This is a genomic window from Roseibium alexandrii DFL-11 (assembly GCF_000158095.2).
GTDB classification, from domain to species: Bacteria; Pseudomonadota; Alphaproteobacteria; order Rhizobiales; family Stappiaceae; genus Roseibium; species Roseibium alexandrii.
The window spans coordinates 342216-361150 of sequence record NZ_CM011002.1 but is presented as its reverse complement, the minus strand read 5'-3'; the positions used below and the strand labels follow the sequence as shown (position 1 = coordinate 361150).

Genomic DNA, 18935 nt, shown 5'->3' with positions numbered 1-18935 from the left:
GCTTGATCGCCCTTGCCTTGACCGGGCAAACACCTTACCTCCGATTTCATGAAAAACGACACGCTCCCTCCACGCGCTGAAGCGCGCCCCGTTCAAATTGAAACCCACGGCATTACCCGGCAAGACGCCTACAGTTGGTTGCGGGCCGACAATTGGCAGGAGGTCATGAAAGACCCCAGTGTGCTAGATGCGGACATCCGGGCGTATCTTGAGGCGGAAAACACCTATCACGAGGCGCAAATGGCGCCGACGAAAGCGTTGCAGGAAACGTTGTTTTCCGAAATGCGAGGCCGCATCAAGGAAGATGACAGCGCGGTTCCCTCCCCTGATGGCCCTTATGCCTACAGCCTGAAATACAAGACGGGCGGACAGCAGCCGATCTTCTACCGAACACCGCGCGATGGTGGTGAAGAGACTATCTTGCTGGATGGTGACAAGGAAGCCGACGGCAAAGCCTATTTCAAGATCGGCGGCGCCAGCCATTCCACGGACCATAAGCTGTTGGCCTGGGCCTACGACGACAAGGGATCTGAGTATTACTCCCTCCAGTTCCGCAATCTAGAGACGGGCAAAGACACCGGTTATGTCATCGAAGACACGAGCGGCGGCGGTGTTTTCTGCGCGGACAGCAAATATGTCTTTTACATCCGCCTTGATGCCAACCACCGACCGTCCAAACTGTTCCGCCATGAAATTGGTACGGACACAGCAACAGATGTGCTCGTCTACGAAGAAAAAGACCCTGGCTTCTTTATGGGCGTCGGCAAAACGCAGTCCGGCGACACGATTGTCATCGACATTCATGATCACGAGACATCCGAAATCTGGATGATCCCGGCGGATCAGCCCACAACAGCGCCCGCCCTGATCGCTGCTCGCGAAACCGGCATCGAGTATTCCGTCGATGACCATGGCGACACGCTTTACATCCTGACCAACGCCGACGGCGCGGAAGACTTCAAGATCGTGACCGCTCCGAAAGCCACTCCAGGCCGTGAAAACTGGCGCGATCAGGTGCCGCACAAGGCCGGGTGTTTGATCCTGTCTCACTGCGTCTACAAGACATTCATGACCCGTTTGGAGCGGGAAGATGGCTTGCCGCGGATCGTCATCCGCAACCTTGCAGACGGCAACGAACATTATGTCGCCTTTGACGAGGAAGCTTATTCGCTGGGATTGTCTGGAGGGTATGAATTCGACACCGAGACCATCCGCTTTTCCTATTCATCAATGACGACGCCGTCACAAACGTTCGACTACAATGTCGCAACGGGCGAACGCACCTTACGCAAGGAACAGGAAGTGCCCTCCGGCCATAAGGCCGATGACTACGTCACCCGGCGCTTGATGGCACCGGCGGCTGACGGCGAAACGGTACCGGTCTCAATTCTCTACCGGAAAGACACACCGCTGGACGGCTCGGCCCCACTCCTGCTCTATGGCTATGGGTCTTACGGCATTTCCATCCCTGCCAGCTTCAATACGAACAGTCTTTCGCTGGTCGATCGCGGGTTTGTCTATGCCATCGCCCATATCCGCGGCGGCAAGGAAAGAGGCTTCGGCTGGTACAAGGCCGGACGGCGGGAGAACAAGAAGAACACCTTTACAGATTTCATCGCGGCGGCTGATCATCTGGTCAAGGAAGGCTTCACAAGCTACGAGAACATCATTGCGCAAGGCGGATCGGCCGGCGGTATGCTGATGGGTGCGATCTCGAACATGGCGCCGGAGAAATTCGGCGGCATCGTTGCCGAAGTCCCGTTTGTCGATGTGCTGGCAACCATGCTGGATGACACATTGCCCCTCACCCCGCCGGAATGGCCGGAGTGGGGCAACCCCATCACCGACAAAGCGGCCTATGAGTACATCGCTTCGTATTCGCCTTACGACAATGTCGAAGCCAAGGACTACCCGCCGATCTTCGCCCTTGCAGGTCTGACCGATCCGCGTGTGACCTACTGGGAACCAGCCAAGTGGGTTGCCAAGCTGCGCGCAACGAAAACCGGTGACAGTCTCGTAATGCTCAAAACCAACATGGACGCAGGTCATGGCGGGGCATCGGGACGCTTTGACCGGCTGAAGGAAGTCGCCCTCGTGCAAGCCTTTGCGCTTCAGGTGACCGGCAAGGTGTAAGCCTCTTCACAGTCTTGTGAAACTATTACCGGGTCCGGAAACGGATCCGGTTTTTCTTTGGCCGTGAAGTCGCTTAGTGTGATCGGAGTGACTTCATAATGACAAGCAGGGATATCATGACCCGTACATCGTCCAGATGGCTTCGGCGCACCGCCAGTTTCACGCTGACCGCCGCCCTTCTCACGTCTGCCTCGGTGACTCAGGCTGCTGAACTGCGCTGGTCATCACCGACCGATCCGCAGACAATGGACCCGCATGCAGTCAACTCCGCACCGGTGCTCGGGTTCTTGAATAATGTCTATGAAGGTCTTGTCAGGCGCGGCAAGTCCATGGACATCGAGGGGTCCCTTGCCGAGAGCTGGGAGCCAATCGGAACGGACGGATGGCGCTTTAACTTGCGCAAAGGCGTGAAGTTTCATGATGGAGCTGAGTTTACCGCTGAAGATGTCTTGTTCTCTTACCAACGCGCTTCATCCGAAGCCTCAGACACCGCATCCTGGTTTGCTCCGGTAAAAAGCGTTGAAGTCGTCGATGACTTTACGGTCGATTTCCTGACCCACGCCCCCGACCCGATCTTTCCCGATTCCATCGCAAACTTTATGATCCTCGACAAGGATTGGGCCGAAGCAAATGATGCCGCCCTTCCCGCGAAGGATGCAGAAACTTACGCCACGCTGAACACAAACGGCACGGGGCCGTTCAAGGTCGTCAGCCGGCAACCCGGCGTCGAGACCGTGCTGCAACCGTTTGATGGTTGGTGGGATACCAAGGAGCACAATCTCACCAAGGCCACCTTCTTGCCAATCGCCAATCCGGCGACGGCAGTTTCTGGACTGCTCTCCGGTCAAGTCGATCTGATCAATCCGGTTCCGGTTCAAGACGTCAATCGGGTCGCCAATCAGCTAGGATTGAAACTGCATCAGGGCATTGAAGCCCGGGTCATCATGCTCGGCTTCGGGCACGCCCACGACACCTTGAAGTATTCCAAGGAAACGACCGGCAAAAACCCCTTCCAGGACGTTCGGGTTCGCAAAGCGGTGCAAATGGCGATCAATACCGAAGCCATGATCGACAAGATCATGCGCGGCAGCGCGGAATTGGCAACGCAACTCGTCAGCCCGCAAATGAAAGGATACAGCTCCGCAGCCTCAGACCGGTTTGGCTATGACCCAGCTGCTGCCAAGGCCTTGCTGGCCGAAGCTGGTTATCCGGATGGCTTCTCTTTCGGACTGATGTGCCCCAACGACCGCTATATCAATGATGAAGCGCTGTGCAAGGCAATGGCGGCGATGCTGACGCAGGCAGGCATGCGCGCCGAGTTGAATGCCATGCCGGTCCGCAGCTACTGGCCAGAACTTCGCTCCGGCAATTTCGACATGTATCTCCTGGGTTGGTCACCCGGAACTTTCGACGCCGAACACCCAATCCGGTTCCTCGTCACCACGAGAAATGATGAGAAGAAGCTCGGCAGCTGGAACTTTGGCGGCTACTCAAATCCGCAGGTGGATGCGCTCTTGCCGCAAATCCAGCGGGAGATTGATCCGGCCATGCGACAGCAAATGCTGGATGAGATCGCTCTCACCGTTCGCGACGATGTGGTCTACGTGCCGCTCCACATCCAGCCTCTGCTGTGGGGCTCCAAGGACACGGTCGATCTGACCCAGCGGGCCGATAATTTCCTGATGCTGCGCTGGATTACAGTCAACTAGATCAGCGGGTGCTTAATCGAAATCGATTGAGCGCCCAAAGCTGATCGTTTCGAAAGGAGCCGAGCATCTTTGGGCGCTTCTAACAAAACGCCCGATGCTCTGCTCAACATCCAAGACTTATAAAACATACCGGCGCCGCTCGCGCCGGTATTTTTCCTTCCGGTCAAATAACAACAATTCTTCTCCAATATTTCTTCAGAATATTTATTCGGATAACGAAATATAGATTAGAGATTACAAAGAATAATATAAATATTACAGGCATTTAATGACGACAGTTTAATTTGAAATCTTCTCCGATCACGACCAAATCGTAACCGTCACCACCGGACAACAGTGTCCAAAACGATGGTCCTTGCGGAGGAGCAAAACAATGACTTACCAGCCTACCCATCCCCTGCCGTTTTCAATCAACACCGCGCCAGTCATGCCGATAGACCTCTATGTCCCGGCTGGGCCGCCGGGTGATCAGAACGGAACCACCAACACCGCTCTCTTCATGACCGATCTGGATGAACTCGGCTGGACGGTGCCGGACGCATTGGATGTTTCGACCAGTCCGGTCGAGTTCAACGATCTGCCATTCTTGAACCTGGACCCCTACAATCTGGACGGTAAAGACAATCTTCCGACCGGCGACCTTGCAGAAGGGCCGCAGGGCGGTCTCAGTTCCCAGGTCGATGTCCAGGCAGGCTCCGGCGAGCAACAGGTTAACTTCAGCCTCGAGATGGAAAACTACAAGTACACCACGGAGTACGGACAGATTAACATCCTCACGCTGGCCGAAGAACGCACGACAGAAATCAAGACCATCAATTTCAACGGCCAAGAAGTCGCGGTGGAGTATCAGGCTGGCATTGCGCATGAATTTGAAGGCAGTTTCTACGACAATGCCTTCCGGGAGCTTTATGTCGAGATGGCTGTCGAAACCGGGATGACAATCCAGGCCGAAGCCTTCGACGCCAACGGCAACCCGATCATGACTGCGTTCGGATACGAGCAGGCGCTTGAAATCTATGGTGAGGCCTTCGATTATGGCATTGAAGAATTCGAAATGGCCTTCGAACTCGGAATTGAGCTCGAACTGAACGATTTCGGCATGTATGAAATGACACTGTCGGTGATGTTTGAAGGCGAAATCGTCTACATGAACGGCGCCGAGCGGACTTACGAGTTTGAAGACGAGCTGTTCTTTATGTTCTCCGACCAGGATCAGATTGACTTCAACCAAATTCCGGACGGGCTCTACAACGAGATCCAGAAATTTGCTGCCGGCATGGGTGATGCTTGGGGCGGTATGGAAATCCTGAACGCTCAACTGGAAGCGATCTTCCTGCAGTTGCAGGAAGACGGTCACTACCAGGCCTGGGATGACGTGGATCAGGGACTGGACAATCCGTTCGACTTCAACGTTCCGCCGTCCGACTGGCTGACCTGATAGAAGCGAACCACTCCGCAGAATTCATTTCTTCTGGAAGATCTGCCTTTTCCTTGAACGGACCGGTGGCAAAACCATCGGTCCGTTGCCGCATTTCAGAAAACCAACAATCTGGTCATATCGGATTTTGCCCCCACAATAGCTTTTGACGTTTCGATCAGATCTTTGTACGACAGAACTCTGATTTTAAAGACATCTCTGAACAGAGATGCCGTCCGCGATTGCCAGAGGTCTTTATGCCGAATTTTGTGAGTAAAACTCGAAATGCCGGAAACCGACTAGGGCTCATTGCGGTCTGCACCCTCGCATTCGCCCTAAGTGCCTGCCAGATCCAGTCGCCTTCAGATATTCTTTTTGCACCGACCTATAATACCGACCGCGGCAGCATTCCGGTCGTATCTGGAACTCAGTATGACTGCCGCACGTTCCAGGGCAGCGGTTGGAAAGGGTTTGCCGGCGGCCGAGCAGCGAACTGGGGAGAGCCTTTCCCAGTCGCCCGGACAGCCTGTTTTAAGACGCGGGACGAGTGCCAGGCTTTTCTGACCCTGATGAGCGGTTACATCGACTATCAGCCCTACTTTCGCTGCCAGCCCCACACGGCCTGATATGATCAGCTGATCTGCCACACTATGTCCTGTCGTTGTCGGAAAATGTGCAAGATCAGTTCTCTGCGGCGGCATGATCTGACCGCTTAGATCAAAGTTGATACCGTGGGCAGCTGTCCTTGAAACACAGGTCTTTCGGCTAGATAGATCCGCATGAACTCCCGCAGACACTTAGCACGTGCGCTCAAAAGCCTACCGGTTGGCCAGACAGCGTAGATATCCCGTTGCTGGCCCTGCCAGTCCGGCAGGAGAAGCTTTAATCGGCCCTGCTCCAACGGCTCGGCAGCTTCAGTCACACTCAAAAGACACACGCCAAACCCGTCCTCTGCAAACTGACGGACCAGCGCGATATCATCAACAATCACATCCCCCTTGAGATGCAACACACAAGTGCTGCCAGTCAACTTGTGGCTCAAACGCCAGGCCGGGATCGTGCGGACGGCGATGATAGCATGCCGCTCAAGATCGTTTGGGCCTTCCGGCATGTTGCCCCCCTCAAGATAGGACGGCGCTGCCATAACCGCTGTCGAAATAGATCCCATCTTCTTTTGATAAAGACGCTGATCCTGCTGGGGGCCAATTCTTAAAGCCAGATCGATACGGTCTTCCAGCAAATCGATATTGAAATTGCTCAATCGCAAGTCCAGGCGAATGCCAGGGTGGCGTCTCATGAAGGCGGTCCACATTGGCTGCAGGGCACCGACAGATATATTGGTCGGCGCAGCCACAACGAGGGGCCCACTGAGTTCGTGCATCTCGGCGCTCAAGTTGCGCGCGGTGACCTCTGCCTGTTCCACGATGCCGGCAAAGGCCTGAAAATATGCTTCTCCTTCAGAAGTCAGTCCGAATTTGCGGGCGGAGCGATGAACCAGTTGATGCCCGAGCTTGTCCTCCAGTCGTTGCAATCGTCTGGTGACGGTCGCAGCCGGCAAGCTCAGCGCTGCACCGGCACCCGTTAAGCTGCGGGCTTGGGCGACGTGTACAAAGAGCGCAATATCATCAAGCATGATTTCATTTTCGGAATTTAAATTGTCGATAATCGGTATTTATCATGAAAAGTGAAATTCATATACCTCTCCTGTCCCCAAACAAATCAGGAGATGATCATGAGCCACTATTTCATCAGCGCCAGTATCGAAATGACCGAGGGTTCGAAGCTTGAGCAGGTTGAATCCGAGCTTCAAAAGCTGGTTGCGCAAACGCGCGAAGAACCGGGCTGCATTTTGTTTGAAATTCGCCAGAACCTGAAAGAACCAACAAAGTTCACCTTGTGGGAGTGCTGGACCAATCCGGACGCCCTGGCTGCGCATTTCGAAGCTGACCACACGAAAGGCTATCTGGCTCAAAACCTCACGGAGGTAAGGCACATCGAAGCGCTCGGAGAAATTGGAGACAAGACCTTCGCCGATGCGATCAAGGCGCACGCATGAGACATCGCGTGATCTCAACCGCTTTGATGTCCTTCTTCTTGTCGTTTCTGATGTCTTGTTGGGTCACCCTGATCAATCTCGGCTGGAGCGACGCTTTCCTTGGTCAATGGATGTCTGCGTTCCGGCTGGCATGGCCGGCCGCCGCCGCAATTGCATTCTGCTTTGGCCCGTTTGTCCAAAACGCCACCACCTACATCACGCAGCGCATACCACGTTAGGCACCGCAGCTATGAGAGATTCAATGCTTCCAATTCGTCAAAACATCGAACAACTCGGCCCGGTCGCCGGACCGTACAGTCATGCCGTGATCCACGGCGATACGCTCTATACGTCGGGGCTGACGGCCTTTGGCTCAAACAGCCAGTCCGAAGGAGCCGCGGCGCAGACGCATTCCATCTTGGACCAACTCTCTGTTCTTGCAGAGAGCTGCAACACATCCCTGCAGCACTTGCTCAAGGTTACGATCTTCGCGGTGGATCCGGCCGACATTCCAGAAATCAGAGAGGTGCTCACAGACCGCTACGGCGAAAACGTGCCGGCCAGTTCTCTTGTGTTTGTAAAGGAGCTGTTTTCACCTGATCTCCGGCTGGAAATAGAGGCAGTGTTCGCAGTGCAACCCACCTAAGTCCCCATGCCGCTACGGCGGGTTTGGTCTCGCAGTGTCCGGGGCACCTAATCAAAACCGGCAATGCGGCCATCATACTGCGTTGCCGGAGCAGCATAATTCAGAGGCGGCTTTACAAACTACACTGGAGGAAGACAGTCTCTTTAATGGGCGTATCATAATAGGCCGGGATCTCCACAAACCCTGCATCCTTGTACAAACGAATGGCGCCTTCCATGGTGGGAAGTGTGTCCAGCCGCATATACCGATAGCCTGCGCTTCTAGCCCGTGCCAGAACGGCTGACACCAGGCTGGAGCCAATCCCGCTCCCCCGTCCCTCCGGCGCCACGTACAAACGCTTCATCTCGCAAAAGCGTTCCTCAGCCATGGGCCGCAGAGCCACACAGCCGATCGACACATCAGAGCTTGTCTTCGCCAACAACAGTGCCCCGGCGGGCGCAACATAATTGCCGGGCAACGTGGCCAATTCTTCCTCAAAGCCTTGATACGACAAATCAATGCCAAGCCAGTCCACATAGGCCCGGAACAACCGTTTGACGTCTTCAAGGTCGCGGGACGGATCAGCGTCCGTAACGGTAAAATCAGTCATGCAGGGAAAAAATCTCGTCCAGTTCAACTCGCTATCATTGGGCAGCGTCCGAAACAGCCGGGATTGCTTTTAAATAAACCCCGATCGCCTCGCGGTCGGAGGCCGGAAGGCGGGCCATATTTTCCTGTACCGGCACCATCTCCCCGCCAACAGAATCGTAATCCGGTGTAAATCCGCTTTCCAGGTAATAGGCAATGTCGGATGCGCTCCAGCTGCCAAATCCCCCCGGGACAGGGGTGATGTTCGGCACCCGCCCCTCACCCGTTGCAGCCGGTGCACCGCCCAGCCAGTCGGAAAGGATCAAGCCGCCAGCAAGATCGCGCGGCGTATGGCATTCCCCGCAATGACCCGGGCCTTCCACGAGATACCGTCCCCGCTCCCAAATTGCGGGATCCACATCCTCTCCACTGACAGCTGCTGCAACAACCGGCGCTGGATCGAGGAACATTCGTTTCCAAAGCCCGACGCCCCGCCGGATGTTGAAAGGGAAGGCGAGCTCATTCGGCCCGGCATCTCCGCCGACAGCTGGCAGGGTCTTCATGAAGCTGAAGAGATCATTGATGTCCGCCAGATCCATCCGGGCGTAAGAGGCATACGGAAAGGCCGGGTAGTAATTCCGGCCATCAGGAGATGTCCCGCGTGTCATCGCATTGGCCAGATCAGCGATTGACCAATTCCCGATACCGTCATTCGGGTCTTGTGAGACATTTGGTGCCACGAAAACGCCAAACGGGGTTTCAAGACGCAGCCCGCCGCCGAGTTTCAGCTTGTCGTCGCCTTTCGCCTCAGGCGCGGCGTGGCAGGAACTGCATCCAGATGCCCAGAACACAAGCTCTCCATTGCCGGGATCGCCCGGTCCGAGATTGGCAATTGTGTTTTCGTCCAAACGGGTTGGGGCGGAGAGAAACCAGCCCGTGAGCGCCGCAGCAACGCCCAGCACAATCACGAACAGCAAGAGCTTTTTCATGACGGTTCTCCCCTCACCCCGAATAATGGATCCCGGAAATCCTAGTTCTTGACCCGGAACCCTTCATGGCACGACTTGCATGTACCAAAGACTGGCCCCATCGCCGCTTTGAAAGCATCGAGATCAGCTGGTCCAGCGCGTCCGGCTGCTTCCATCGCCGTGCCCGTTGCAGCAGCGAACTTCGCGATCTCGGCATCAAATCCGGCCCGGTTGTCCCAGATCGCCGGAGCAGCTTCAGTGTCGCCCGTGTTTGATCCGTTCGGGAAATAGTCTCCAAAAGTAAGGGAGGCTGCGCGCATTGCGGCAATCGCCGCTTTTCCGGCAGCAGGCGAATAGGCGATTTCGCCCTTCATCAAGCCGCCGCCAAGGCCAGCAGCTGCACCAACGGACGACATGATCGCCTGCCGGTCACCAATTGGATCATCGTCCGCCTGGGCCGCCCCAAGGCTGGCTGCAATCGCGATCGAAACAATGGAAATGCACTTCGAAATGGTCCGCATGGTCCTCTCCTCACTGACAGGTCTCAGCTTTGCTCAAGCGGATCTGCGTGTGGGAGCGTCCATCCCGGCAGCCGCATAAACCTAGGGGAGCGGAAAGTTGCGAGCGTTGCAAGCTTTGAAATGTAACAACCGTTATCAAGAAATAGTGCGCAAACGTCTACCGAAGACAAAAAAGCCCCCGGTCTCGAATGAGGCCGGGGGCTGAAACGTCTCAGTAGCGAAGGTTTACTTCGTTGCGGCTTCGTACATCTCCAGGACGTAGTCCCAGTTGATCATGTTGTCGATGAACGCTTCCAGGTACTTGGGACGCGCATTGCGGTAGTCGATGTAGTAGGAATGCTCCCAAACGTCACAGCCCAGGATTGGGCTTGCGCCGTGAACCAGCGGGTTTTCACCGTTCGGAGTCTTCATGATTTCCAGTTTGCCGTCCTTGACTGCAAGCCATGCCCAACCAGAACCGAACTGGCCAACGCCCGCTGCAATGAAGTCCGCACGGAACTTGTCGTAGCCGCCAAGGTCGCTGTCGATGGCAGAAGCCAGAGCGCCCGGCAGAGAGGTGCCGCCGCCGTCTTTCTTCATCCACTTCCAGAAATGGATGTGGTTGTAGTGCTGACCGGCGTTGTTGAAGAGCGGTGCATTCTTGCCAAAGCTTTCTTTCACGACGTCTTCCAGGGACTTGCCTTCCAGGCCGCTGCCGGCGAGCAGCTCATTGCCTTTGGTGACATAGGCCTGATGGTGCTTGTCGTGGTGAAACTCGAGGGTTTCTGCAGACATATACGGGGCCAAAGCGTCATAAGCATACGGAAGATCAGGCAATTCAAAAGACATGGCAAACTCCTCATGTGTTCTATGAACAGCGGTGCTGACCAAAACGGCCGCGTACCGTGTTGAGCCGCAAAATAGGTTCGTCACCTGCGCTCGGCAAGGCGCGTTTTGAAAATAAAGAAAAATTTTCTTTGTTTTATCGCTTGTCCGGCTGAAACGCGTTCCGGATCAAGCGTGAATCGAAGTTGAGCGGCATTTCACCCTCGACGGCGTAGATATAAAGCGCGGCCCGCAAGATGGCGCTGAGTGTTGTCACGACGAGAGACCCGACCAGGATCAGGGTCACGCCCACCGTGGCCAAACCACTGCCCAAAGCCGGGTTTTGCTCAAAAGAAAAGATCCCCAGCATCAGGATCGGCATCGCCACAATCAAGACCAGGAAATTCAAAGCCCCCAAGCCTATATGCCCGATCAGCGCCTCGCCCCAGGTTTTTCGAACAGCTTGAACTGACCGCTTGATAGCAGTCACCGGACCAACACCGTCCACCACCAAAATCGGAACGGCGAAATACGTGGCAACAGCCCAACCGGCCCCGAGCAAGTTGATGAAAAAGCGCATTAGCCCCTTCAACCGGCTTTCAAGAAGCTGCAGTACCCAACCGACAAATGCGGTCACCAAAGCCCAGAGCAGGATCTGCGGCAGTCTGCGCATGGACAGGCTGAGACCGTCCATGACCGTCGGATCTCCCCCGGCGAACCGGATCAGGGCACAGCCAAGAAGCGCTGCGTTGAAAAAGATCATGATGAAGTAGTTGATGAACAGGAAAACGAACATGAGCGCCCAAAACCGCGGATCCTGATCCGGTTGTTCGCTGTCGAAGATGCTCTGGAAAAAAGCTTGAAGTTCAGGCGTTGTGTAAATCGCCCAGCCTCCGGACCCAATCACAAGAGCAAGTGCCAAGGCGCTCATGATCGGAAAGAAGAGCATCTCCTTGTCCAGGAGCAACACTTTCCAGCAAGCCGCCCCAAGCGCCAGGGCGCGTTCCAGTTTCTCGATCATGCGTGGTTCCGTTCCACCGTTCAAACCGACAGTGTACGTAACCACATCTTCCGTTAAGGAAACCCAAAGACAGGGCTTTCACACTTCAGATCTGTTTGCGTCCATCCACAGGCAAAGGCCGATTCGGCGGTCGAGTTTGTTGTTCTAACGGTGCGACCAAGGCAAGACTCCGTCAGTTACACCATTTGATTCGTTGAGTCTTTCCAAGATGGGCAGTGTTTTTCATGGCACGCTGAAGCCAGCCCTGTGGCTGTTTGCTTTTACGATTATCGCGGCGTCGCAGCCCCAACAGGTCCAGGCGGCTGATGTTCGGGTTGTTGACGGAGACACGCTCGTCTTGAACGGAGAGCGTGTACGCCTTGAAGGAATTGATGCGCCCGAATTAGCCCAAACCTGCCTCACGTCTTCGGGCAAAAGCTATCGATGCGGCCTAACCGCCAAGGAGCACCTGCAATCGCTGATCATGCAAGGTGATGTCACGTGCAGGGGTGATGAAACAGACGCCTACGACCGGAAACTCGCCACCTGTTTTTCCGGCAGAAAGAACCTGAACCAGGCAATGGTCGCAGATGGTCAGGCGTATGCGTTCTTGCGATACTCCGATGCCTATCGGACCGAACAGGAAATGGCGCGGCTGAATGGCGAAGGTCTTTGGGCGGGCATTGCTGAAGCCCCTTGGGACTTCAGGCAGCAAAAATGGCAAGTCGCAGGGTCAAAGGCACCGGAAGGCTGTCCAATCAAGGGGAACATTTCCGCACGCGGACGGATCTACCACACTCCATGGTCGCCGCATTACAGCCGGACCCGGATCAACAAGGCAGCCGGAGAACGATGGTTCTGCTCTGAAGAAGAGGCGGTTGCGGCCGGCTGGCGTTCACCGATGAGCTAAGGCAGCTATTTCTGCGTTCTGGCCCTGAAGTCATACCGCCAAGGCTGGTTTCACGTTGTCATTGCGTATTCGGCAGACCAGGGTCGGATTGGCCCTCGTCGCCCGACGTTGTGAGATGGCGATTGAACAACTCCCGTGCTTCGCGGCCGGCTGATGAGTTCTCAAAACACACATAAAGACTGTGATTGATCAGCAGCTTTTCGTGAAATTGCAAACTGTCGGCCACGAAGGCCACGCCGGCATCTTCGGCCTTCAAATAATTAAAGACGTTTTTGTCGATTACGATAGCATCAGCCCGCCGAGCTGCGACCTTCAGAATGTTCTGGGTATCGTTTTCCGCCAGTTCGCCCACGATGTCCTCGTCTGCAATCATCTGATCGAGCTTTGCCTCATTCACATAGCCGCGGACAACGCCGATGACGTAGGATCGCAAGTCATCATGGGTATCCCAGTCGAAAGAGCTGTTTGATGGTGTCAGAAACCCAACAGGACTGTTACCGAAAGGTCGTGAAAACAGGCATCGGTCTCCGCTCGCTTCCGCGTCTATGTCAGCCGAATAATACTCTGGATAGACACCGATCCAGTTCGGGTCGTCAGCGGCAAGCATGATTGCGCGGTTCCAGGGAAACAGTTGAACATCAACCTCTATTCCAGCCCTCGCAAACGTTGACCTCACCGTGTTGGTATTCGGCCCTTCACCGGACTCTTCGACATACGGTGGCCAGTGGAGCGTGGTCAGCCTCAGCGTGTCAGACGCAAAGGACAGCGAAGACGTTGCAATGATGAAGGCACTTAAGGCCAATGCGCAGCGCATCAAATTCTCTCGGTTATGCTCCGTATTACACCGCGGGTAATCGGAACTGTCTGGAAAGCGCAGCGTGCCGCGCTTTCCATGTTTTAGTGAGCTCTTTAGCGCTCTTTAAAGAGCGGAGTTGAACTTGTCCCGTGCCGCCTTACCAGCATCGCTGTTTTCGAAGCAGATGAAAAGACCGTGTTCAATTAGTAGATTGTCGTTGAACTTCAGATCACCGGCAACCTTGGCAACAGCCGGATCGTTCTGCGCAAGATGCTCAAAAACCAGCTTGTCGATCACGCCTGCAGCAGAACGGCCGCCCGCGACTTTCAGAATGTTCTGCGAATCGTCGTCAGCTTCCTCTACCGCGATGTCGCCAGCTGCCACCATGCCGTCGAACTTCTCTTCGTTGTTGTATCCCCGAACAACGCCGATTTTGTGCGCTTTCAAGTCGTCATGGGACGACCACGAGAAGTCTGAATCCTTACGTTGAACGAACCCAACCGGGCTAACCCCAAAAGATTTGGAGAACAGGCAACGGTCGCCGCCCTTTTCCGCATCACTGTCTTCGGCATAATACTCAGGGTAAACGCCGATCCACTCAGGGTCCTTTTGCGCCAGGTTGATCGCCCGGTTCCAAGGGAAAACAGCCACTTCAGCGGCAATCCCGGCCTTTTCAAACGCTGCTTTGACAGCGTCCGAGCTCGGACCGCTGGCATCAGCCATCACGTAAGGCGGCCATTCCAGCGTCGTGAGTTTTACGGTCTCGGCCTGAGCGGCTAAGGGGCTCATGAGAAAGGCTGCGGTCGCAGTAGCCAATAGAAGACGCATGTGTTCGTCCTGCCTGATACTTAATTGTGTTTCGTGCTCACGAGTGAGCGTACCAACACTACGAACGAACAATGAATAAGAAATTTCCGAAGTGAAACCATGTCGCTTTTACGCACGTTCAGTGCCGCGAATATTTGTTTTAACTGTTAATAATACTTATCTACACACCAGACAATTTGATTAGACACAATCATGCCCCCCCCCTTCAGTTGAAGGCTTGCAGGGCCATAAACCGGCATCTACAAACATTTCTGGATATTTCCGCCCGCCGTTCCAGACACAAGACATCCTTCCATGAAACAGTCCTTTTGGAGTTCGGTTTGCCTCGCACTTGGTGGGTTGCTGGCACTGGCCGCGGCCATGGGCATTGGACGGTTCGTCTACACCCCGATCCTCCCCTCCATGGCCGAGGGCATCCCGCTGACGCCGAGTGCGGCCGGGCTCATCGCATCTGCGAATTTTCTCGGTTATCTGACTGGCGCTCTGATCGGCGCATCCCGTTTTTTGGGCGGAACACCCAGAACCTGGTTCCTTGCTGGGCTCGCGCTCAGTGCTCTGACGAGTGCAGCCATGGCCCTCACCAGCGATGTCTGGTTCTTCATGATGGTCCGATTCATCAGCGGCCTGGCCAGCGCCTTCGTTCTCGTTTTTTCGACCACCCTTATATTGGAACGGCTGACCACAGCCGGTCACAGCGCCCTGTCTGCAGTGCATTTTTCTGGAGTTGGCATTGGCATTGCCCTCTCCGCTGTCCTGATCGCGGCTCTCAATCACAACACTGCGGACTGGCAAACCTTGTGGCTTGCAAGCGGACTGGCGACCGCAATCCTGCTGGCAGGGGCCACCGTACTCGTTCCGGCGAGATCAAGCGCTTCACTGGCGGCACCGACAGATGGCGGTCGCGCCCGAGAAGATGGCAGACGCCCCTGGTCTCCAACGGTCATCCGTCTGGTTGCCGCTTATGGTCTGTTCGGCTTCGGGTATGTCATCACCGCAACCTTTGTTTCGGTCATGGCACGCACGACCCCGTCCTTGACAGAGATTGAACCATTTGTCTGGCTGATTGTTGGTCTGTCGGCAGCGCCATCAATCTATGTTTGGAACTTAATCGCCGCCAAACTCGGTGCCCGCCGGGCCTTTGCGTTGGCATGTCTTGTTGAGGCAGGCGGCGTTGCGATGACAGCAGTAAGCACCTCGCCAGCAATCTTTCTAATCGGAGCAGCGCTACTCGGCGGAACCTTTATGGGCATCACTGCCCTCGGTCTCGCCGAAGGGCGCCGTTTGACCGCAGAAGCAGGGACGTCTGCAGTCCGCCAGATGCTGGCGACCCTGACAGCCAGCTTCGGCCTTGGTCAGGCGGCAGGACCATGGATCGCCGGGCAGTTGCATGGCGTGACGGGGTCCTTTCAGGCACCATCCATTGCCGCGGCCATTGCTCTTGTGATCGCGGCCGCCCTTGCCGGGCTGTGACCTACCGCCAAACTTCACTCACCAATAAATGATCAAATTTTATCTAAATTGAAAACGTGTGATTTAGAACACGTCAGGGTCTGAATTCCGTCATTACATTCCGGGTCACAGTCAATAACGACTGCATATGACTTGGGAGAAAGATGTGAAACTTGTAAATTCAGTCATTAAAACTGCAGCACTTGCAGGATCTATTTCATTCGGCGCCACAGCAGCGTTTGCTGCACCACCAAGTGACGGATCTACACTTGGCGAATGCTACAACAACTGGATTTCCCATTGTAACCAGACCACACCGGGCTATCCAAACAGCTGTTACGATGAAGTCCTGAACCATTGCGACAGCGTGCACAGCGCAAGCCTTGGAACACTATCAGGATACAAGGTCAAGTCCATGCAACGCTCTGCGCTCACGAATGCCAAGCGTGCCAACACGACACTTTTGGCCCCGAAAGTCCAACCGGTTCGCGTTCAGAACTAACCGGACGCTGCAGCTCAACAAAAAGCCCTGCAATGGACGCATTGCAGGGCTTTTGTCTGTTCGAATGAGCGACCCAAATCAGGCGTGGGAAAACTCCCAGTAAAGGTCTCGTGCCCGGGCGGCAATCGGACCTGGCTGCAGATCACGCTCCTCGATCCGATTGACCGGAGTCACCTTGTTGTAGTTGCCGGATGAGAAGATTTCATCGGCCTCCAAAAATTCGTCATAACCGAGTGTACGCTCAAAGACGTCATATCCAGCAGAGCGCAGCAAATGAATAACGCGCTGGCGGGTGATCCCGTTCAGGAATGTGCCGTTCGGCGCCGGCGTGTGGACTTTCCCATCCTTGGCCATGAAAATGTTCGCAGACGTCAGTTCGGCAACGTTGCCCAGCATGTCGCGGACCACGGCATTGTCGAACCCCCGCCCCTTGGCCTCCAGCATCGCACGCGCATTATTTGGGTAAAGGCACCCTGCCTTTGCATTAACCGGCATGCATTCCATGGTCGGACGGCGGAACGGAGAGAGCGTGATACTGGACGCAGCATCCCTCGGTGCCATGGGTGCATCAAACAGACACAAACAGAACCTCGTACTGTCCGGATCTCCGCTGATGACACCCGGTCCATCGCCTTCCACCCAATACATCGGTTTGACGTAGATCTGCGTGTCGCTGCCGAACTTGGCGCAGCCTTCCTTGGTCAGCTCCACCATCTCCCCAACCTTCATGGTTGGCTTCATGCCGAGAGCAACTGCGGAATCGTTCACCCGTTGGCTATGGAGATCGATGTCCGGCATCACGCCATCGAAAAAACGAGCGCCGTCGAACACACTTGACCCGAGCCAGGATGCGTGGGTCCGCGGCCCCATGATCGGCGGATTTCCCTCGTGCCAAGTCCCGTCAATCCAGGTCCAGGTGTCGCTCCAGCCGCTCATCGTTCTCCCTTTCGATCATTCTGGGTATTTGTTTTCCGTGACCGGACAGAACACCGCTACCGCCCGCGGGTCAATAGCTTACCCGCAACATCTGGATTGCGAGTAATATAATTCTCGCATCTGACGTTTGCGGATTGTAATTGTTCCATCGGCTCAACAATTTGGAATTTTTCTTCCAGTCTAATTTTTTTGCAATGAGTCAGGATCACCGCCCCCTTTGCCGCCAAGGAAAAAATTTTTCCATAGCGCGAATTAGGGATCAGAGCTTGCAAGAAAACCGCATCATCGATATTTTGTTCCCTCTTTGTTCATTAATTTGGAGAAACTCGTAATGGATCAGCGCATTTCAATGATTACCCTCATTGTTCCCGATATCATGACGGCAAGGGCCTTTTTTGAGACCGGTTTGGGGTGGCAGGTGAATGCGGCCCCCTCCCCGCACGTCGTTTTTTTCCAGATACCGGGCGGTGTGTTCGCACTCTATGATCGCAACGCCCTTGAGGACGAGATCGGTTCTAAGGTCACTACTGCACCATTTGGCGCCATGACCCTCGCTTGGAACGCCAAGGCGCGCGACGATGTCGACACGATGTTCGCCAAAGCGGTCGCTGCGGGCGCTCGCTCAGTTAAAGAACCCCAGGAGGCGTTCTGGGGAGGATATTCCTCCTACGTTGAAGTCCCTGGTCGGCATTTGCTGGAAATCGCATTCAACCCATTCTGGACCGTCACAGACGACGGCTCCGTGCTGCTGCCTGACCCACAGCCGTGACGGGACGGCAACGGCGTTGGACATTTGATTTTATTCGAACGGCTTTTGCTTGACCTTGTTCCAGACTCAAGGTTCTCTGCCGCGTCCGTGTATTTCTTGTGCTGAAGGATCCGTTATGGCTCACGCCGCTTATGTCTTTGACGCTTATGGAACTTTGTTTGATGTGCATGCCGCTGTGCGCAAACATGCAGCCAAACTGGGTCCGGACGCGCAACGGCTGTCCTCTCTGTGGCGTGAGAAGCAGCTTGAATATTCCTGGGTGCGCGCCTTGATGGGCCAGTACAAAGACTTCTGGGAATTGACCCAGGAAGGTTTGGACACCGCCTTTGCGCTGGTTCCAACGGCCGACAAGTCGATGAAAGACGACCTCCTGAATGCGTACTGGGAATTGGATTGCTATCCGGAAGTCCCGCAGGTTTTGACCGACCTGAAAGCAACGGGTGCCAAGATCGCGATCCTGTCAAACGGGTCGCCGGCCATGCTTGATGCAGCGGCCAAAGCTTCAGGCCTCACCGAACTGTTTGATGAGATCTTTTCCGTTGACGAGCTCCGGACCTTCAAAACAAATCCGCAAACCTACGAAATGGTGACGACCCATTTCCGCATCTATCCGGAAGAAGTCTCTTTCCAGTCTTCCAATCGATGGGATGTTGCCGGCGCAACCGCGTTTGGCTTCCGGACGGTCTGGATGAACCGCACCGGAATGCCTGATGAATACACCGACCTTGCCCCAAAGGCAGTTCTTGCAGATTTGACTGGCCTGGCAGCTTTGGGCTGACCGGATCTTCATGGCTGACAGATAACTTTTTAAAATGGATAGTTTCCATTATGCTCATATAAATTGATAGTCGAACCGATTATTTCCAAAAAAGAAAAAATATTTATCTTAGATCGCATAGTTGCCGATCTTTGAAACTGTCCTATCCTCTTACCTTGCTGGGAGAT

Annotated in this window: 21 protein-coding genes; 12 read left to right on the top strand and 9 right to left on the bottom strand. The window is 54.9% G+C overall.

Annotated elements, in window-relative coordinates; genetic code table 11:
• The first annotated feature begins 48 nt into the window (after positions 1-48).
• The 4 genes from SADFL11_RS01635 to SADFL11_RS01620 all read left to right on the top strand — a co-directional run bounded on the left by SADFL11_RS01635 (position 49) and on the right by SADFL11_RS01620 (position 5885).
• Entirely contained in the window at positions 49-2133 is a 2085-nt protein-coding gene (locus tag SADFL11_RS01635; RefSeq protein ID WP_008191557.1) for a S9 family peptidase, read from the top strand.
• A gap of 116 nt (positions 2134-2249) precedes the next feature.
• Complete coding sequence (locus SADFL11_RS01630) at positions 2250-3842, top strand: ABC transporter substrate-binding protein (protein WP_040452271.1); 1593 nt, start codon at positions 2250-2252, stop codon at positions 3840-3842.
• Between the two features lie 373 nt (positions 3843-4215).
• The gene (locus SADFL11_RS01625) at positions 4216-5280 is read left to right on the top strand and encodes a hypothetical protein (protein WP_008190830.1); all 1065 of its coding nucleotides are present in this window, start codon (positions 4216-4218) and stop codon (positions 5278-5280) included.
• A gap of 236 nt (positions 5281-5516) precedes the next feature.
• Positions 5517-5885: a hypothetical protein gene (locus SADFL11_RS01620; RefSeq protein ID WP_008189683.1), complete on the top strand. Its 369-nt coding sequence runs from the start codon at positions 5517-5519 to the stop codon at positions 5883-5885.
• 86 nt (positions 5886-5971) lie between these two features.
• Here SADFL11_RS01620 and SADFL11_RS01615 read toward each other — a convergent pair whose 3' ends face one another.
• Positions 5972-6892, bottom strand: coding sequence for a LysR family transcriptional regulator (locus SADFL11_RS01615; RefSeq protein ID WP_008194116.1), 921 nt, complete (start codon positions 6890-6892; stop codon positions 5972-5974).
• 99 nt (positions 6893-6991) lie between these two features.
• On the opposite strand from SADFL11_RS01615, the gene SADFL11_RS01610 reads away from it, so the two are divergent.
• The 3 genes from SADFL11_RS01610 to SADFL11_RS01600 are packed head-to-tail and all read left to right on the top strand — an operon-like array spanning position 6992 to position 7940.
• Positions 6992-7315 (top strand): putative quinol monooxygenase, encoded by a 324-nt coding sequence (locus tag SADFL11_RS01610; RefSeq protein WP_040452273.1) that lies wholly within the window; start codon positions 6992-6994, stop codon positions 7313-7315.
• The gene (locus SADFL11_RS01605) at positions 7312-7533 is read left to right on the top strand and encodes a DUF2798 domain-containing protein (RefSeq protein ID WP_008196244.1); all 222 of its coding nucleotides are present in this window, start codon (positions 7312-7314) and stop codon (positions 7531-7533) included. Before SADFL11_RS01610 ends, SADFL11_RS01605 begins: the two co-directional genes overlap by 4 nt.
• A 23-nt stretch (positions 7534-7556) precedes the next feature.
• On the top strand, positions 7557-7940 hold the full coding sequence (locus SADFL11_RS01600; RefSeq protein WP_008194738.1) for a RidA family protein: 384 nt from the start codon (positions 7557-7559) through the stop codon (positions 7938-7940).
• Between the two features lie 112 nt (positions 7941-8052).
• Here SADFL11_RS01600 and SADFL11_RS01595 read toward each other — a convergent pair whose 3' ends face one another.
• The 5 genes from SADFL11_RS01595 to SADFL11_RS01575 form a co-directional block, all read right to left on the bottom strand.
• Complete coding sequence (locus tag SADFL11_RS01595) at positions 8053-8529, bottom strand: GNAT family N-acetyltransferase (RefSeq protein ID WP_008194601.1); 477 nt, start codon at positions 8527-8529, stop codon at positions 8053-8055.
• 34 nt (positions 8530-8563) lie between these two features.
• Positions 8564-9496, bottom strand: coding sequence for a c-type cytochrome (locus SADFL11_RS01590; protein WP_008197319.1), 933 nt, complete (start codon positions 9494-9496; stop codon positions 8564-8566).
• Between the two features lie 41 nt (positions 9497-9537).
• Entirely contained in the window at positions 9538-9996 is a 459-nt protein-coding gene (locus SADFL11_RS01585; RefSeq protein WP_008196267.1) for a c-type cytochrome, read from the bottom strand.
• A 225-nt stretch (positions 9997-10221) separates the two neighbouring features.
• Positions 10222-10824, bottom strand: a complete 603-nt coding sequence (locus SADFL11_RS01580) for a superoxide dismutase (RefSeq protein ID WP_008192782.1) — start codon at positions 10822-10824, stop codon at positions 10222-10224.
• A 133-nt stretch (positions 10825-10957) separates the two neighbouring features.
• Positions 10958-11821, bottom strand: coding sequence for a DUF6159 family protein (locus SADFL11_RS01575; RefSeq protein ID WP_040450784.1), 864 nt, complete (start codon positions 11819-11821; stop codon positions 10958-10960).
• A gap of 208 nt (positions 11822-12029) precedes the next feature.
• Here SADFL11_RS01575 and SADFL11_RS01570 point away from each other — a divergent pair, with 208 nt between their 5' ends.
• Entirely contained in the window at positions 12030-12710 is a 681-nt protein-coding gene (locus tag SADFL11_RS01570; RefSeq protein ID WP_134852866.1) for a thermonuclease family protein, read from the top strand.
• Between the two features lie 58 nt (positions 12711-12768).
• Here the strand turns inward: SADFL11_RS01570 and SADFL11_RS01565 are convergent, their stop codons facing one another.
• Both SADFL11_RS01565 and SADFL11_RS01560 read right to left on the bottom strand, forming a co-directional pair.
• Complete coding sequence (locus SADFL11_RS01565) at positions 12769-13524, bottom strand: substrate-binding periplasmic protein (protein ID WP_040450785.1); 756 nt, start codon at positions 13522-13524, stop codon at positions 12769-12771.
• A 105-nt stretch (positions 13525-13629) separates the two neighbouring features.
• Complete coding sequence (locus SADFL11_RS01560) at positions 13630-14334, bottom strand: substrate-binding periplasmic protein (protein WP_008193198.1); 705 nt, start codon at positions 14332-14334, stop codon at positions 13630-13632.
• Positions 14335-14628: 294 nt separating this feature from the next.
• On the opposite strand from SADFL11_RS01560, the gene SADFL11_RS01555 reads away from it, so the two are divergent.
• Together SADFL11_RS01555 and SADFL11_RS01550 are read left to right on the top strand one after the other, a co-directional pair.
• Positions 14629-15804, top strand: coding sequence for a YbfB/YjiJ family MFS transporter (locus SADFL11_RS01555; RefSeq protein WP_008195992.1), 1176 nt, complete (start codon positions 14629-14631; stop codon positions 15802-15804).
• Between the two features lie 145 nt (positions 15805-15949).
• Positions 15950-16285 carry a hypothetical protein gene (locus SADFL11_RS01550; protein WP_134852865.1) on the top strand — a complete coding sequence of 112 codons (336 nt, stop codon included), beginning with the start codon at positions 15950-15952 and terminating at the stop codon, positions 16283-16285.
• A gap of 78 nt (positions 16286-16363) precedes the next feature.
• Here SADFL11_RS01550 and SADFL11_RS01545 read toward each other — a convergent pair whose 3' ends face one another.
• The gene (locus SADFL11_RS01545) at positions 16364-17221 is read right to left on the bottom strand and encodes a branched-chain amino acid aminotransferase (protein ID WP_008190784.1); all 858 of its coding nucleotides are present in this window, start codon (positions 17219-17221) and stop codon (positions 16364-16366) included.
• 331 nt (positions 17222-17552) lie between these two features.
• Here SADFL11_RS01545 and SADFL11_RS01540 point away from each other — a divergent pair, with 331 nt between their 5' ends.
• Both SADFL11_RS01540 and SADFL11_RS01535 read left to right on the top strand, forming a co-directional pair.
• Positions 17553-17990, top strand: a complete 438-nt coding sequence (locus tag SADFL11_RS01540; protein WP_008196842.1) for a VOC family protein — start codon at positions 17553-17555, stop codon at positions 17988-17990.
• A 115-nt stretch (positions 17991-18105) separates the two neighbouring features.
• The gene (locus SADFL11_RS01535; protein ID WP_008192585.1) at positions 18106-18768 is read left to right on the top strand and encodes a haloacid dehalogenase type II; all 663 of its coding nucleotides are present in this window, start codon (positions 18106-18108) and stop codon (positions 18766-18768) included.
• Positions 18769-18935 lie beyond the last annotated feature (167 nt).